Origin of the sequence: Nonlabens dokdonensis DSW-6 (assembly GCF_000332115.1) — a bacterium.
Classification (GTDB): Bacteria; Bacteroidota; Bacteroidia; order Flavobacteriales; family Flavobacteriaceae; genus Nonlabens; species Nonlabens dokdonensis.
This window is the reverse complement of the sequence record NC_020156.1, coordinates 3,241,985-3,259,217: the sequence shown is the minus strand read 5'-3', so window position 1 is coordinate 3,259,217 and position 17,233 is coordinate 3,241,985. Positions and strand designations below refer to the sequence as shown.

At 36.0% G+C, this 17,233-nt stretch carries 10 protein-coding genes; 5 read left to right on the top strand and 5 right to left on the bottom strand.

Annotated elements, in window-relative coordinates; translation table 11 throughout:
* Nucleotides 1–121 precede the first annotated feature (121 nt).
* Nucleotides 122–4,870: a T9SS type B sorting domain-containing protein gene (locus DDD_RS14300; RefSeq protein WP_015363645.1), complete on the top strand. Its 4,749-nt coding sequence runs from the start codon at nt 122–124 to the stop codon at nt 4,868–4,870.
* Nucleotides 4,871–5,003: 133 nt separating this feature from the next.
* Here the strand turns inward: DDD_RS14300 and DDD_RS14295 are convergent, their stop codons facing one another.
* Together DDD_RS14295 and DDD_RS14290 are read right to left on the bottom strand one after the other, a co-directional pair.
* Complete coding sequence (locus DDD_RS14295) at nt 5,004–6,545, bottom strand: IS1182 family transposase (protein ID WP_015363644.1); 1,542 nt, start codon at nt 6,543–6,545, stop codon at nt 5,004–5,006.
* A 406-nt stretch (nt 6,546–6,951) separates the two neighbouring features.
* On the bottom strand, nt 6,952–7,347 hold the full coding sequence (locus DDD_RS14290; protein WP_015363643.1) for a pyrophosphohydrolase domain-containing protein: 396 nt from the start codon (nt 7,345–7,347) through the stop codon (nt 6,952–6,954).
* Between the two features lie 53 nt (nt 7,348–7,400).
* Here DDD_RS14290 and DDD_RS14285 point away from each other — a divergent pair, with 53 nt between their 5' ends.
* Nucleotides 7,401–7,622 carry a hypothetical protein gene (locus DDD_RS14285; protein WP_322785935.1) on the top strand — a complete coding sequence of 74 codons (222 nt, stop codon included), beginning with the start codon at nt 7,401–7,403 and terminating at the stop codon, nt 7,620–7,622.
* A 113-nt stretch (nt 7,623–7,735) separates the two neighbouring features.
* Here DDD_RS14285 and DDD_RS14280 read toward each other — a convergent pair whose 3' ends face one another.
* On the bottom strand, nt 7,736–9,754 hold the full coding sequence (locus DDD_RS14280; RefSeq protein WP_015363641.1) for a dipeptidyl-peptidase 3 family protein: 2,019 nt from the start codon (nt 9,752–9,754) through the stop codon (nt 7,736–7,738).
* A gap of 152 nt (nt 9,755–9,906) precedes the next feature.
* Between DDD_RS14280 and DDD_RS14275 the strand changes: the two genes are divergently transcribed.
* From DDD_RS14275 to DDD_RS14265, 3 genes are read left to right on the top strand one after another with little or no spacing between them, the layout of a single operon-like run.
* Nucleotides 9,907–11,670 (top strand): ATP-binding protein, encoded by a 1,764-nt coding sequence (locus DDD_RS14275; RefSeq protein ID WP_015363640.1) that lies wholly within the window; start codon nt 9,907–9,909, stop codon nt 11,668–11,670.
* On the top strand, nt 11,667–12,296 hold the full coding sequence (locus DDD_RS14270) for a response regulator transcription factor (RefSeq protein ID WP_015363639.1): 630 nt from the start codon (nt 11,667–11,669) through the stop codon (nt 12,294–12,296). The genes DDD_RS14275 and DDD_RS14270 overlap by 4 nt, the downstream gene beginning before the upstream one ends.
* A 3-nt stretch (nt 12,297–12,299) precedes the next feature.
* The gene (locus DDD_RS14265; protein WP_083892403.1) at nt 12,300–13,247 is read left to right on the top strand and encodes an alpha/beta hydrolase; all 948 of its coding nucleotides are present in this window, start codon (nt 12,300–12,302) and stop codon (nt 13,245–13,247) included.
* Nucleotides 13,248–13,250: 3 nt separating this feature from the next.
* Here DDD_RS14265 and DDD_RS18055 read toward each other — a convergent pair whose 3' ends face one another.
* Entirely contained in the window at nt 13,251–13,424 is a 174-nt protein-coding gene (locus DDD_RS18055) for a hypothetical protein (protein WP_015363637.1), read from the bottom strand.
* Between the two features lie 73 nt (nt 13,425–13,497).
* The gene (locus DDD_RS14260; protein WP_015363636.1) at nt 13,498–17,232 is read right to left on the bottom strand and encodes a metallophosphoesterase; all 3,735 of its coding nucleotides are present in this window, start codon (nt 17,230–17,232) and stop codon (nt 13,498–13,500) included.
* Nucleotide 17,233 lies beyond the last annotated feature (1 nt).

Sequence of the window (17,233 nt, the reverse complement as noted above, 5' to 3'; positions counted from 1 at the left end):
ACTTTAATTTTTAGAGATTATCATGTTCGTAATAAAACTTTGGTTAATTCAACGGTTTTTTAACACATTCATAGAATTGATAAAAAAAGATTAAATTACGACCCTCAAAACTAAAAAAGCAATGAAAAAATTACTCCTCCTAACGTTTCTGTTTATACCTATTTTAACTTTTGCTCAACTTGAGGCCGCATGGTGGTTTTTTGGAGATAATGCTAGTGTAGACTTTAATTCTGGTGCCCCTATGGCGGCTCCTGCTGGTAGTCTAGCTACAGCTGAAGGCTGTAGCGCGATATCTGATGAATGTGGTATTTTACAAATGTATTCTGACGGTACAACTGTATGGGATAGAAATGGAAACCCTATGCCCAATGGGACAGGATTATCTGGAAATTCTTCAAGTGCACAATCTGCCATTATAATTCCAGATTTGGGTGCGAGTGATCGTTATTTTGTTATTACTATTAGTCAGTTTGCAGGATTAAATTACAGTATCGTAGACATGTCCTTGCGTGCAGGTCTCGGAGACGTTGTACCAGGTCGTCGAGATATATTAATACAACAAAATACTCAAGAAAAGGTCACTGCCACTTTGAGTGATGATGGAACATTTTACTGGATTCTTACTTTTGAAGATGGTGGTGTTTACAGCGCTTACCCTGCAGCAGGAGGTATTATTTTAAGCTCAAGAGGTGTAGATTCTACACTTCCTCCTACTTCTACTCTTACTGATGATAGAGGTTATATAAGGTTATCCCCAGATGGTAGTAAAGTGGCAAATACATCTGTTACACCTGCTGGAACCGCTTATTTAGCAGAATTTAATAATGCCACAGGAATTGTTAGTAATCCTATAGCCTTAACTACCTCAAATAACGCTATAGCAAACTTTTATGGAGCAGAATTTTCTCCCAATTCGGAATTAATTTATTTAAACGCCAACTCCTCGCCAAATGGTAATGGTTGCAACAATGCAGTAAATAGAGAAATTCTACAATACAATATCAATAGCGGCGGTGGTTGGAATTCAACTCCGTTCGTATTTGCAGCAAATGGTGCTCAAAACAGTGAAAGAGGTGCTTTACAATTAGGTATTGATGGTAAAATTTATCACGCAAGAGCATGTCAGCCGTGGTTAGGTGTTGTACGATCACCTGATGCAGTAGGTGCTGCGGCAGGCTACACCGATGACGGTCTGGCACTTAACAACAATTCTAGAGAAGGGTTACCGCCTTTTATTACTTCATTTTTTGAACCTTCATTTAGTTCCTTTGAGGCAATGTCTGGTGGAGGTGGTGGCACATCAAGAAACCAAGTTAATTTTTGTGATCAAACTCCTATACAATTTGAGGCTTCTACCTCGGACTTTTGTGTGACTACTACAGTTTCATGGAATTTTGGAGACGGTAGTCCTTTGGTAACAACAGTAAATCCAATTCATACTTTTCCTGGACCTGGTGTTTATACAGTAACATTAACAGCACGCAATGGTGGATTTAGATTTATTGCTTCGTCTGATATTACCATATATGCTAATCCGATCGCAAATCCAGTTGCTGATGTATTTTTATGTGATAGTGATGGAGATGGAATTGAGTCTAGAGATTTGGACCTTGTTGAGACACCACAGGTCTTAGACATGCAAACTAATCCTGACTTTGTAGTTTCTTATCACCTTACTCAAAATGCAGCAGATAATAACGTAAACCCAATTACTTTACCTTATGATTTTCCTATAGGCACAACTCCAGTTTATGTGAGAATTACTAACGATGAAAATGCTACTTCAAGACTTTGCTTTGATAGCATTACTTTTGATGTTGTTGTAGCTAGCGGTGCAGGAGCAACAAGACCAACTGACCTGGTAAATTGTGATGATGATAATAACGGATTTTCAGTTTTCGATATAACCTCCACGGAGCCAGAAGTATTGGGTGGTTTACCAGCATCAGCGTTTACAATTTCGTATCATACAAGTGCTATTGATGCTAGTACTGGAGCAAGTCCAATAATGAACCCTGCGACTTATACAAATGCAACGATCAATACGGAAAGAATTTACATTAGATTAGCAGACAATAGCCCAAGTGGATGTACTTCTACAACTGAAGTTGATTTATTTGTGTGGGATACTCCAACAGCAAATACGGTAATGGATATTGCTGTTTGTGATGATCTTAATGATAATTCTGAGGATATTTTGTTAACAGATTTTGACACAGAGGTATTGAATGGACAAACTAACCCTGATTATGTAATTACTTACCATTTGACTCAAGCAGAGGCTGATACTGGTGCAAATGATCAGGTGTCACCATTCAACTTAACTGGTACAACTACCTTTTTTGCTCGTATTGATAATTCTAATAATGAGCCTTGTTTTGATACGACCTCGTTTACTGTTGAGTTAAATCCTGTACCAGTAGCAAACCCAGTAGCGACTTACCGCTTATGTGATGATATTTCAAATAACAATTCTGAGGTATTTGATTTGGTTTCTAGAAATCCAGAAGTATTGCTAGGTCAAGTTCCAGCAGACTTTAATATTGAATATTTCACAACTCAAGCAGAAGCTGATCAAGGAAGCGTAGGCGGAGCAACACCTGTAAGCAATATGTATAGTAGCGGTGGTCAGACCATGTATGTTAGAATTGAAAACAATGCAAATAGAAGTTGTCACAGCACAACGTTTTTTGATATAATTGTGGACGATCTTCCTGTTGAAGCTCCTGTTGTAGATTTAATGCTTTGTGATGACGATACCAATGATGGATCAGAAGATATTAATTTAAGCACACGATTTGATGCCTTAATCTATAACGGACAGAGTATGGCAACCTTTGATGTGACCTACCACGCAACTCGTGCTGATGCTGATGCTGGGACTCCAGTGCTAACAAGCCCTTATACGGTAGTGTCTGGATCAAATTCAATTTTTGCTAGACTAACTAATCCAGCAAATACTTCCTGCTATGCTGTCACACCTATTAACGTCATCCTAAATGAACAAGCGGTAGCAAATACAGTAGCTGAATACAGAATTTGTGACGATAGTTCTAATGATAGCTTAGAAGATTTTGATTTAAGCACCAGAAATACTGATGTTTTACTAGGTCAAAATCCTGCAAACTTCACTATTGAGTATTTTACCTCACAGGCAGATGCTGATTTAGGAAGCGTAGGAGGAGCAACTCCACTGCCTACTATTTACAACAGTGGTTCTACTACTCTTTTTGTAAGAATAGAAACCAATTCCAACAGCAGTTGTTATGATACAGAGATGTTTGACATTTTTGTAGATGCATTGCCTAGAGCAGGAACTCCTACTGATATTATAGTATGTGATGATCCTTCTAATGATGGAACAGAAAATGTAGATTTATCTCAGTTTGATATGACTATTCTGGATGGGCAGACTAATCCTAGTTTTAATGTAACTTATCACGCTACTCAAACCGATGCTGATAACAACGCATCGCCACTTGCCAGTCCTTATACAGTAACTAGCGCAACACCTAATATTTTTGCTAGAATTGATAATGCAGATAATGATACTTGTTACACCACAACGACATTCCGATTTGTGATCAGTCCTACGCCTACAGCAAATGCTGTTCAAGATATGATTACTTGTGATGATCCTTCTAATGATGGATCAGAAGTATTTGATCTAACCATGGCAAACGCTCAAGTATTAGCCGGTCAAACACCTAGTGATTTTACCATTACGTATCACACTACGTCTAATGGTGCGATGACAGGAATGGGAACTGATCAAATAACTAACGATACTGCTTATGCGAGTAGCACGACAACACCAGAAACTATTTTTGTAAGAATAGAAGCTGTTGCAAATCCAGTTTGTGCAGATACTACGAGCTTTACATTAACAGTAAGCGAGCAGCCTACTGCTGGTACAGCGATAGACTTAGTAGGATGTGACGATATCAGCAACGATGGTTTTGAAGAATTTGACTTTACATCACAAGATGCTTCCATTTACAATGGTCAAAGTACAGCAGATTTCAATGTGACTTACCACACCAGCCAGGCAGATGCAGATAATGATACCGGAGCATTAAGTTTTCCGTACACCAACGTGAGTAGAGCACAAACCATTTATGCGAGAATTGAAAACGCTTCAAATCAAGATTGTTATGATGTCTCTACCTTTAGAATAGAAGTCTTTGCAAGACCTACGATTGCAAATCAAGGACCTTACACCATTTGTGCTGGAGTACCAGAAACAATCGATGCTGGACCAGGATATTCTAGCTACCTATGGTCTACTGGAGAGATGACACAAACTATAGATGTTTCTTCAGGTGATGATTATACCGTAACCGTTACTAATAGCGATGGTTGTGATAGTACGGCAACGATTACAGTAGTAGAATCTGATGTGGCGGTAATAGAACGTATAGACGTAGGACAGTTTGAAGTAAATACTAATACACTTACTGCGATTGTAACAGGAAGCGGTGATTATGAATTCTCACTTGACAATTTTGTGTATCAAGACAGCCAGAGATTTACAAATCTTTATCCAGGATTCTACACCATCTACGTAAGAGATAAAAACGGTTGTGGAACAGTTTCTATGGATGCAGTAATTATAGGCGGGCCACCATATTTTACACCTAATCAAGATGGTTACCATGACACATGGCAAGTGATCGCTGTAAGTGAGATACCAGATGCGAGCATCTACATCTTTGACCGCTATGGTAAATTACTAAAACAAATAAGTGCCACAGGACCAGGATGGGATGGAACTTATAATGGTAACCCAATGCCATCTAGCGATTACTGGTACCTCGTTGAATTAACTGATGGGAGAAGCTTTAAAGGACATTTTGCACTGAAAAGGTAAATAAAGAATTTTCAACTTTATTGAATTAAAAAGAAGCCGTCTCATTTAGATTAATGAGGCGGTTTTTAAGATTTGTAAATTTTGTTTCAAGATTTGTTTGATTTTAAATAAGGACGAATAAGATTAGACTTGTCTATGCCACTTTCTTCTTAAGGTTATGAGCTAAAGCATGTAATCCGAACTCTAATTCAGCTTTTTGGATGCCTTTATGAGTAAATCTTTCAAAGTTACGGTTAGATTTAATGTGAGCAAAAACTGGTTCTACATCAGCGGTGCGCTGTATTCTTTTTTGTTCTCCTAACTCAGTATTAAGTCGCTGCCTAGCTATTTCTTTATGACGCTCTAATTTATGATTGCGCTGTATAGTTCTATGGTTAGCAGATTTATGGCATAAGCTTCTTAATGGGCAACCATTACAGTTTTGTGCTTGATAGACACTGGTGTATTGAAGATATCCAGATTTAGTTCTCTGTTTTTTATCGTTTTGTTTTTCCATGCGTTGTCCCATAGGGCATACATAATAATCTCCCTTTTCATTATAGTGTAGGCTATCTCTATGAAAATCATCTTTTCCACTAGCCTTTTTCTTGGTCTTATAGTTTTTATGTTCTTTGTCAAAGGTGTTATACTTCACATAGGCTTCAACATTATTATCTTCTAAGTATTCATAGTTTTCTTCACTTCCATAACCAGCATCTGCGACAACTCGATCAGGCATGGATTCATAAAGGTATTGGTAAGTCTGTAAATGGGGTTTTAGGGTATGATAATCCGTAGTTTGTTGATGTAAGGAGTAATGGATTACAAATTGTGATTCTGAACTTATTTGAACATTATAACCTGGTTTGAGTTGACCATTTTTCATGTGGTCTTCTTTCATGCGCATAAAGGTAGCGTCAGGATCGGTCTTACTGTAACTATTGCGTTTGGCAAGTATTTTTTCTTGTTGCTCATACTTCTCTAGATTGCTAGCAAAGTTCTTTTCAATGTAACGTAGTTTAGCTTTTTGCTTGCTACCAGCCTTTGGGTTGTTAGATAAGATTTTATTAATCTTCTTTGCCGTTTGCTTTACCTTGTCTTGGTCTATTTCTTTGAAGTCTGGTGGTGTGGGATCTTTATCTTCATCATCTGCGATGCTTTGTGCATATTGCCACATCTGTTCTAACTGCTCAACCATTTTTTTCTTTCTAGTCTTTATAGCATTACCCCATACAAAGGTATAGCGACCAGCCACAGACTCTATCTTAGTTCCATCAGTAAAGACCTCTTTTAAAGTAACCAGACCTTCATCAGCAAGCAGTAAGACTACCTGCTTAAAGATATCTTTAAATATGGTTTTTAGTTTCTTACTTCTAAACCTAGCTATAGTATTGTGGTCAGCAACTTGCTTTCCACTCAACCACATATAGTTAATATTCTCACCCATGGCTTTCTCAATCTTACGACTGGAGTAGGTATTATCCATATAGGCATAAACCATAATTTTAAGCATCATCTTGGGATGGTAACTTGGTTGACCATCTTTACTATATTCTGATATCAATAAATTTAGGTCTAACTGTTCTACCACGCCATTAACTACACGCACTGGATGATCTTCTGGAATAAGCTCTTCAATACTAGGTGGAAAAAGCCAGTTTTGCTGCTGATTATAGTCTTTGAAATTAGTATTCATATATCTGATTATCAAACAATAAGATACGAATAAACATCAATTTATCAAAGTAGAAAACAAAAAACTGCCTCAAATTAATGAGACAGCTTCTTTTCTTTTACACATTATCCATTTAAAACATGTATGATGGATGAAGTAGAAATCTAATTAACGTGAGTTCAACGTAATAATGATTGATATTCAATAAGTTAATTTGATTTTTATTTTTATAACAAATAGAACTGAATTCTTTCAACGGTTTGGGACTTTCAACCACTCCTGATTGCATCGACGCTGGTGCGACGAGGTCAATCTGTCCTCGCCTTTTCTAAAGCGAGGAGTTGAACATCAATATTTTAAACTTTAAATGTCTAGTATTCTTATATCGAACTCACGTTAATTAGCCTCTACTACTCTACTACTACGTCTATTTTTTAAACTTCTCCAGTATTTTATCAAAGTTAGGTTTGAAGTAATGAGGTCCTTTAAGTACTTTTCCATCTTCTCGGTAAATAGGCTTACCATCAGCCCCTAATTTAGACATATTAGATTCTTGAATTTCGTCAAAAACATCTTCTATAATTTCTTGCATGCCGTGTTCTATGATTGTACCACATAAAATGTATAGCATATCACCTAAAGCATCTGCTACTTCAACGAGATCATTGTTTTGTGCTGCTTCAAAATACTCTTCATTTTCTTCTTTCATAAGCTCAAAACGTAGTTTATTACGTCTTTCACTAATATTAGCAACTGGCTTATCATTCATTCCGAGTTGGAATGCTGTATGAAATTTATGAACTCCTTCTATTTGTTTCTTCATATCTATGGTAAATTGATTGTTTTGGTTTGTAATTTTGTAAAAATAAGTTTTCTATGAATGTATTTCCACTAGTTGTAAAAGATCCTATGTTCAGCACGGGCCAGATTTATTTTGGGATTGCTTTTTTTGTTGTGTTTTGTATTATAATTTCTTTTATGTACTTAAAAGATAAAGCGCTTCATAAGAAAAATTACAAAGGTGTTTTTTGGATTTTACTGGGGTTTATCGCCTTTATATTATTACTAGTTGCTATTAAATTTGGTTTAGAAAAGTAATAAGATTCTAAGAAAACTAAAGTAAATTGAATACAGCAAAAAAGCACTAGAACCTATAATAGCTTTAGTGCTTTTTTATGTTCCGCTTTCGCGAAAGCGGTATAAATAAAAACTTAATCTAAAAAACCAAATTTCTTAGAATACATCAACATTTGCTCTTTAAAAGTAGCAGGCTGTTCAATAGTAAATCCTGAAATACTATCACCATCCATTGTCGGTACTATAACTGGGTTTACAAAACCACGATAAGCTGGTGTTTTAAATTTGCTATTTCTATCTAAAACTTCTTTGTGAATATCTTGATCTACTTTCACTCCATAATCTTCTACCAAAGCTTGTGCAGCGGCAAAATCTCCTTCACTTGTAATGCGTTGCGTTTCTCTAAGAAGCTCACCAAATAGTGCTCTTAATTTGTCATAATCCTTGATATCATAGTACGTTTTACCGTCCTTAACCACTTTTTCAATGACATTATCGTCCTTGCCCTGCTCGTAAACCCAAGCACTAACCCATTGTCTATTGCGCATATGTGCTTCTTCTACATCTTGACCTAGCTCTAAACGGATAAGTTGAGAAAGCAACCCATTTCTTATGTAGCCATCATAAGCTGCCATACCATAGTTTTTCCAGTCATCTACAAGGTTCAGCTCTTGTAGTTTCGGATCCATAAGGTAATAAAGACCAAAAAGATCTGCTCGACCTTCTTCAATCGTAGACTTATAGCTACCTAAAGTTTCCTTAGGCGTGCCTACTCCAGGATTTATCTGGCCACTTGCGTGTCCTACTACCTCATGAAGAGCTGTGTGAAGTTTATCAGCTTTGGCACCATACTTTTTTTCGAGTTCAATTTCCTTCTCATCGTGAGCAAATTCTTCTAGCCTTCCTGAGCTACCTGCGTTACCGTAAGCAGCGATAATATTTCCTAGCGATACTGACTTGCTTCCATGAACTGTTCTTATCCAGGTATTGTTAGGTAAATTAACGCCTATAGGAGTCGCTGGACTAGCATCTCCAGCCTCACCAGCAACGTTTACTGTTTTGTAGCTCACGCCAGTGACAGACTCCTTTTTATGTTCTTCCATTAATGGTGAATTATCTTCAAACCATTGTGCGTTTTCACTCAAAACATTCATTTGGCGCGACATATCAAAGTCCTTAATCTGGACGATGGTTTCATAGCTACCTTTATAAGCAATAGGGTCGTTGTAAACTTCTATAAAGCCGTTAATCCAGTCTACAGCGCCTTCTGTACTCGTACTCCATGCAATGGCATATTCATCCCATTTATCTAGGCTTCCGGTTTCATAATACTCGATTAATAAACCTAAGGCTTTTGCTTGCTCTGTAGTTTCTGCAACACCTTGAGCGAGTTGTAACCAGTAGATGATCTCATCAATAGCTTCCCCATAAAGACCGCCACTTTTATAAACATCATCCATTAATTTACCGTTCTTACGGACTAATCTAGAATTTAAACCTATTTCTACCGGTCTTTCTTTATCTACTGGAATACTATTGTAAAAAGCCTTTGCTTCATCAGTTGTAATTCCTGGCTCGTAAAAGTTTACTGCGCTCTCTAGCACAATATCTTTATCCTTATCTAGAACTACTTTTTTTGCATCTTGATCATTAAACATGACCTGCCATGCTTCATTAGGAATAGTTACATCTGTCTCTTGCATTAATGAAGTAAAATATTCTTTAGAAAATTCTGGCTTCATCTTATCCATACTATAATGGTGGTGGATACCGTTTGCAAACCAAACTCGATTCAAGTAAGTTTCAAATTGCTTCCACTCTTCAGAGGTTTTATCACCTTCGTATTTGGTGAATATTTCTTCAAGTCCCTTTCTTATAGCTAGGTTATGTCTATAATTTTGATCCCAAGTGATATCTCTACCGCTCAAACCTGCTTGTGTAAGGTAGTAAACCAGCTTTTGCTGTTGTAGATTCAACTCTTCCCAACCAGGGATTTGATAACGTAAAACGCCTATGTCGGCAAACTCAGTTACATTGTAATCAAAATCTGATGTTTTTTCTACTGTTTCTAGTTCTACTTGATCACTCTTTTCTTGACAAGAAAATGTCGTTGCTAGGAGAAGTAAAAAACTAAGTGTTTTCAAATGGTTCATTAAATTGAGTATTAAGTTATGTGTTGTTCTCAAAAATACAATTTTGTCAAGAACATTTTAAATTATTATTCTGACTCCAATTGATTGGATAATTAACTAAAGTTCATTTATTTGAATATAATTATTTATCTTGTAGTCCCTACTCACCATTTATGAAAAACATTCTTTTCATTTTTTTCTTTTCGATAGCAAGCCTAGCCGTTTTTTCACAAGAAAAAGTATCATTTAATGACATGCTAACTTTGCTGGATGAAAATCAAATTAAAGAAACTAAAGAGGCACTTGCCTTTTATACGTTTGATGATCTAAGTAAAGAAGAGCAGGCTAGTTATCTCCTAACTGAAGGCATTATAAAATTCAAGGAAAATGATCTATTAGAAGGTTATAAGACATTGCTAAAAGTAAAAGACTTAAAAGCTTTTTCTCGTAAAATGGTCACTTATAACGCAAACGAATACCTGATACGCATTGCAAATACGGTATCTGAGTTAAGTACTGCAGCTCCTTCACTTATTCAAGAGAATTGTGCTATTGCCGAAGAGTTAAATAATCCCAAGCTAAAAATTGATTGTATTTATAATACTTCTTACAATGAGATTATAGGCGATAATTATGACCTTGCTCTAAAGTATAATTACCAGATGCAACGTATTGCATTAGATAATAATTTACAAGATGAATTATTAGATATAGAAAATAATATCGGAACCCTACATTATTTTAAAGGGAGCTACGACTCTACTTTGTTTTATTTTAATCGTAATCTAGAACGCTGTAGAATTACTAAAGATACTCTGGCTATTGCTCAACGCATAAATAATATGGCAATGTTGAGGGCTGCTTTAAAAGATCATGAAATCGCTTTGGAAAATATTGAAGAAGCTGAGCTCATGGCGCAATCGACCTCAGACATTCAGCTTCAATCTATGATATTACGTAACAAAGCTGATATTCTGTCTGGTAATCAAAAATTCAAAGAAGCTGCAAACTACTATTTTAGACATCTTGAAATGAATGATACCTTGGCTGCCGCACAAAATGCTTTGGCGCTCAAGGACATTCAAACAAAGTATGAAACCGCGGAGCAAAAATTAAAAAATGCTGAATTAGAAGCAAAAAATTTGAGAAGTAAAGCTGGTAACTATTTTCTATTATTCTTGCTTTCGATTGCTATAGGTGTTGCAGCATATTTTATACTCAACTACTATAAAAGCAAAAAGATCCTTAAAGAACGTAAACTGGCACAAGAACAACGAGAACTTAAAATGATGAGAGATCAAGAGTTAGCCAGTATTGATGCTATGATCGCTGGTCAAGAAAAGGAGCGGTTAAAAATAGCTTCAGATTTACACGACGATTTAGGTAGTTCATTGACTGCCATAAAAGTTTCATTAGAAAACGCAAAAGAAAGAACTGAAGACCAAGTTTCAAAAGGTATTTTAAATAATGCCCACGATATTTTAAATGAAACCTACGTAAAAGTACGTCGATTGTCACATACTCAAAACAGTAGGGTTTTAAGCGAAAATGGATGGATAAGTAGTTTAAAAGATTTAGTTGAGAAAATCAATAAATCTGGAAAGCTGGATATAGAAGTTGTGACTAGTGGATTAAAAGGAAGTCTAAGCAACTCTACAGAATTAAACCTATTCAGGATTATTCAAGAGTTAATCAACAACATAATCAAGCACGCAAATGCTACTGAAGCAAGTGTTATTATAACAGGCTACGACCACGTACTAGATATTATGGTTGAAGATAATGGTAAAGGATTTGATTTAAAAACTGAAGAAAATAAAGGCTTAGGTCTTCAAAATATCAAAAAACGAGTAGAGAATATGAAAGGAAACTTTGTCATAGACTCTAATTTTAATAAAGGCGGTTGTTCCATTAGTATTGAAATCCCTATAGTATGATAACAGTCGCAATAGCAGAAGATCACGTGTCCTTAAGTGATGGTCTTCAATTATTTTTAGAGCAAGAAACTGATATAAAAGTGAAGTACACAGCTACTAATGGTGTCCAACTACTTTCAAAGTTTAAAGAAGAACCGACAGACGTTATCCTTACAGATATAAGTATGCCCGAAATGAACGGCATAGAACTTTGTAAAACGATCAAATCTCAATATAATAGTACTAAGGTAATTGCACTATCCATGTTTGATAATTCAGGAGCTATAAAAGACATGATAAATGCTGGTGTAGACGGTTATGTCCTTAAAAGCAGTCCGTTAATTGATTTAAGGCAAGCGGTAAGAGATGTTTTTAATGACCAAAACTATTTTGATGTTCATATTAAAGAACAAGTTGAGGAAATACAAAGTCAAAAATTGAAAAAAAACTTGCTCTCAAGAAGTGAGCGAGAAATTCTTCAATTTATTGCTAAAGGTCTAACAAGCCAGCAAATAGCTGAAATAAGAGGCTCAGCAATTAGTACCGTAAATAAGCATCGTAAAAACATGATTCAAAAACTGGGCCTATCTGGTAAACGAGAACTGCTTGAATATGCCATGAATCAACACGCACATTCAAATTCCTAGTAAATGAAATATTTAATCAATTACTCCTTATTCTTTATAATCGCCAGCATGCTAAGCTGCAAAGACAATTCCCCCAAGAATATATTTGAAGTCAAGTCAACCGCTGAAGTGGAGCAAGCTACAACAATTCATTCTTCAAGTAACGACACTATCATTTATTTTATTGATTTCAAGTCAAAATTTGTTGACAGTCGTAATGTAGAAGTATGGTTGCCTAAAAATTACCCAGAAAAAAACGTAAAGTATCAAGTGCTTTACATGCACGATGGTCAGAATGTGTTTAATAAAGAGACTTCCTACTCTGGTGTCGCTTGGGAAATTGAAGAAAAAGTAGATTCACTTCTTGCCATAAACGCTATACGTCCTACGATAGTTGTGGGAATCTGGAATAATGGAGAGAAGCGCTTTAGTGAGTATATGCCTCAATTACCTAAGAGTTTAAGTGAGTCCGCTTTCGCGAAAGCGGAATTAAAGAAGAACTTCGGCAGCGATAAACTACTTAGCGACAATTATTTAAAGTTCATGACTCAAGAGCTACTACCGTTTGTAAATGAAAAGTTTCAAACTTCCAAAGAGCCAGAACATACCATAACCATGGGAGCCTCCATGGGAGCGCACATTTCTTTATATGCAATGATCAAATATCCAGATACGTTTGGGAAAGCAGGCTGTTTGAGTACGCACTGGCCTATACCCTATTTAGGTCAAGCGTTTATGGATGAATTACCTACATCAGTTCCAGAGCCTACTTTTCATAAAATTTACTTTGATCATGGAACTAAAACTTTAGATAAGGTTTATGAACCACACCAGTTAAAAGTGAATGACATGTTTTACCAACTAGGTTATACAGATCAAAATTTATTGTACAGAAAGTTTGAAGGTCATGAACATAGTGAGAAATACTGGCAACAGCGAGTAGCATTACCTCTAGAGTTCTTATTGAAGTAAGGACTAAGGTTTTCTTTTTTTGTTTTTCCAGTAAAAGAAAACACCAGCAAGCTCTGTTAAAAAACCCATGATAATCATACCCTTTGCTCCTACAACTTCAGTAAGGTACATGATAACGCCTAGAATTACTATTATGCTTCCTAGGGCAATTAAATAAATAGCTCCTTTTTTATTCATAGGTCAAAAATAAAGCCTTCTTAGTAAAAACAAAGAAGGCTTAAAACATTTTTGCTTTGGTTTCAATTATAAATTAAAAACTAAAACCGACTTGAAAACTAAACCTTAGTCCGTCTTCACCATGAAAGAGATTGAAAGTTGCTCCTATTGCTTTTGAGCTATTTACCCAAAATCCACCTCCATAATTGTTATGCCATATTTCACTATCCTCACCATCAAGCCACACTCTACCTACATCTACTCCTCCAAATACTCCTATTTGTAAAGGAACTAGACCTGTTTTAAACTCATTAAAACTGTATCGTACATCAGCAGTTCCAGCAAAAGCACTTTCTCCTGAAAATCGTTGAGTTCTATAACCTCTTAAACCTGTATTCTGACCTAATTGTGCGCTTTGATAAAAATTAAAACCATCACCTATATTTATAGTAGCTTGAGTTAAAGTTTTGAGTACTAACTTACGATTACGACTTAAAGCATTGTAAAAACCTAATTTGGGTTGGAAGTATCCAAAAGTGTTATCTAAATCATCTTTATCAGCATTTACTCCAGCTTTAACATCAAATATCATCCCTCGAGTTGGATTTAAGTTGTTATCGTAGCTTTCATAATTATAACCACCATTCAATTCTACGAACCATTTACGCTCAAAAAATTCAGGGTTAGTTGAAGGATCAGCAAAAATAGACTCTAAAAATCTACCTTGATCTGCCTCTACTTGAAAACTTTGAACCTCAAGACCAGCATTCAAATTAGAACCATATTCACCTTTATAGCTTACTCCTACTCCAGTGGTAAACTCACTTAGACGCACACGATTAAAATCAAATCCTAGATCATCATCGTTATTTACAGTTTCATTACCTAAACCAAAGAAATTCTCTGCAAACGTAGGTCCAGAAAATCTTGCTTTTACCGTAAGATTCATCTGGTTAAAGATTCCAGCAAAAGTCCCGTTGTAGTTCACATCAAAACCTTGGGTAGCAAAATAATATCCAGCTCTAATTTTATGAACTCTTGTATTTGGATTACGATTAAAACCATTAAATACAAAGGTGTTTTGAACTCCAATCCTAAAGCCATCATCTGGGTTAAACCCTATGCTAGGTGTCAAGGAGTTTACCGTTGAGATATTCTTTTTAGGATTATAATGGTTCCTATTATATTTATCTGATAGCCTAATTCTTGCGCCTCCTTTATTTTTAAAGGTGTTTTCTTTTGATTTGTGATCATATATAGAAATGGCATCTCCATTTTCCAGATCATAAATGTCATTATTTTGACCACCTATAACTCGTACTTTAATTTTTCCTTTGGCATTTCCTACCGCTTGAATAATATCATCATCATCTAATGCATAAACCCATATTTCGTTAGTCTCACTCTTTAAAAATACACGGTCTAAAACTACATCAGCTTTTTCACCATCTTTATTCCTATAAACTGTTATACGCGTTTTCCCTTTTTCAAACCTGTCAATAACTATAAAATCATCTTTATCTGTAGCTGTGACAATTGCTAATTTTGCAAGATAATCGTAGTATCGCTCTGTGATTTTTACAATATCATCACGTCTCAACTTCATGTTTTTGATGATCTTTTCAGTAGAAGCATCTGGATAAATTTCGGCTGGTAATTCTTTGAACGCCTCCTCAATTACTGCGTCAGACAAGTTATTCTTAATATATTCTGCTTGATTGATCCATACTTCTCGATCTGCCTCTTGGGCAAGGTTTCTATCTAAGTATGTTGCTGCAGTATTGAACCATTTTACATTATCTATATCATCGTCGTAGGTCGCAAATTGATTTGTAAGTCCTATCATTACTCTCAATGTTGCAAACAAAGCACCGTCAAAGTTTGAATACACTTGATCTCGGTCTCTAGGAATAGGAACAAAAATACTGCTGCCATCATCTTGCTTAAATTGAGACCAGCGCCATTGATCTTGATGCCTGTCCCAATCTCCTATTAACATGTCAAAGATGCGAGCTTTTACAAAGGCTTTCTGATCTATGGTAAACTTTTCATCTTCCCTTAACTTTTCAAAAATATCGGCAGTACTTTCTATATCATCAGGTTTTCCAAAGCTTTCTTGATCTAAATGATGCTCTTCGGGACGTTCTTCCAATAAATAAAGTTCGTCACCGTAGGCAGTATTGTATTTTCCTAGTGCAAGTTGCTTAGGAATAAAGTAAATCTCTGGATTTGTATGATAAATTCCTACCGCATCACTCAATTTAGGGACTGTAAGTGCTGCGTACGGATGGGCAGCGGTATAAAAATCAAACAGCAAATCTTCAGCTGTCGTGTCTTCAAAAGATGCTGCAACAGTATTTTCCTTAAACACAGTGGTTTGTAGGAACTGCACCGCACTTTTCTTCAATGCTCGTAAATTGTACTCTTTACCATCTTTATCTACAAGTCTCAATGAACGCGTCTGGTGTCCTCCACCTGATCGCATTACGGTCAGTCCTCCTTTTAAGGAATCTAATATTCCTACTTTGGCATTGATTTCAGTACCATACAAGTCCCTGTATTTATTTCCCCATACAGATTCAAAAACGGCGCTTTTTTCTACTCGTTCTTTGTCATATATACTCGCTTTCGCGAAAGCGGGATAATCATCTGGTAATTTCTCTAAATCAAAGTTTATAGGTGTTCCTATAGCTTGATGCGCAAATAACAGCTTTTCTTTCCCATTTTCAAAACCAAAATAACGAACCCAACTGCTCCCATCTTTCATGACATCGAGTCGAGCAAAACCTTGACCACCATAAGAGAACAAACCGTCATTACTTAAAGTCGCATAGCTTTCTTTTGCTCCACTTCCCGAAACAATCTGTCGTATGCCTTCATGCTCAATGTATTGAAGTGTATGCTCATGACCACTCGTAAATATGATTCTAGGAGCCGCTGAAGCTCTTGCAAGAGTAGCGATTCTATCTACCATTTCTTGGTATCTCTTATTTTGTTTATCCTGAGCACTCACGCCACCGCTGGTTCTGATTTGTGTAGCCAAAGATCCTAAAATAGGTACTGGAATAGCAGATTGAGAAGGATATAAATGCTTAATTGCAGCATACTGTCCACCGTGAATTCCATTAGTATACAAAGGATGGTGCAACGCAAAAACAATAGTCTTATCTTGATTTTTCTTAAATTCTCCTTCTATTTCAAGAAAGAATTGCTCACGAGTTTTTATTTGATCACAATCATCATTAATAGTAGGATGATCATCCCATCTTGCAAGGTACCACTGACTATCAACGATTATTAAATAAATATCTTTATTAATATCTATGCCCTCAATAGGACAACCTACTTTAGGTTCCCAGATATTTTTATTGTCAAGTTTTTTCTCAATGTATTTTTTTTCTCGCTCCACATTTTTAAGTCCTTCATTGTACCAGTCATGATTACCAGGTATAAAAATTGTTTTTCCTTTAAAAGACTTAGCGACATCTATTTGCGCATCCAGATGATTTTCGGCATAAGGTCTAAAATCAGAATCCTTCTCTGGCATTCCAGTAGGATAAATATTATCACCTAAAAATATGAGGTGATCGTCTTGTGTAGATTGTGTTTTCAAATAGCTCTCGAGAGCCAGTAATCCGTCGCTTTTACCACCTATAGGTGATTTACCTACATCACCTATAAGATAGAAAGATTTATCTATTTCTAAGTAATCAGGAAATGTAGTTTGTACTTCTTCTTTATATTGGGCTTTAAAACTGGCACATCCTGTGACAATTATTGCTGTAAGTAATAAAAGAATGTTATTTTGCTTTGTAAGTCTATGAATCATA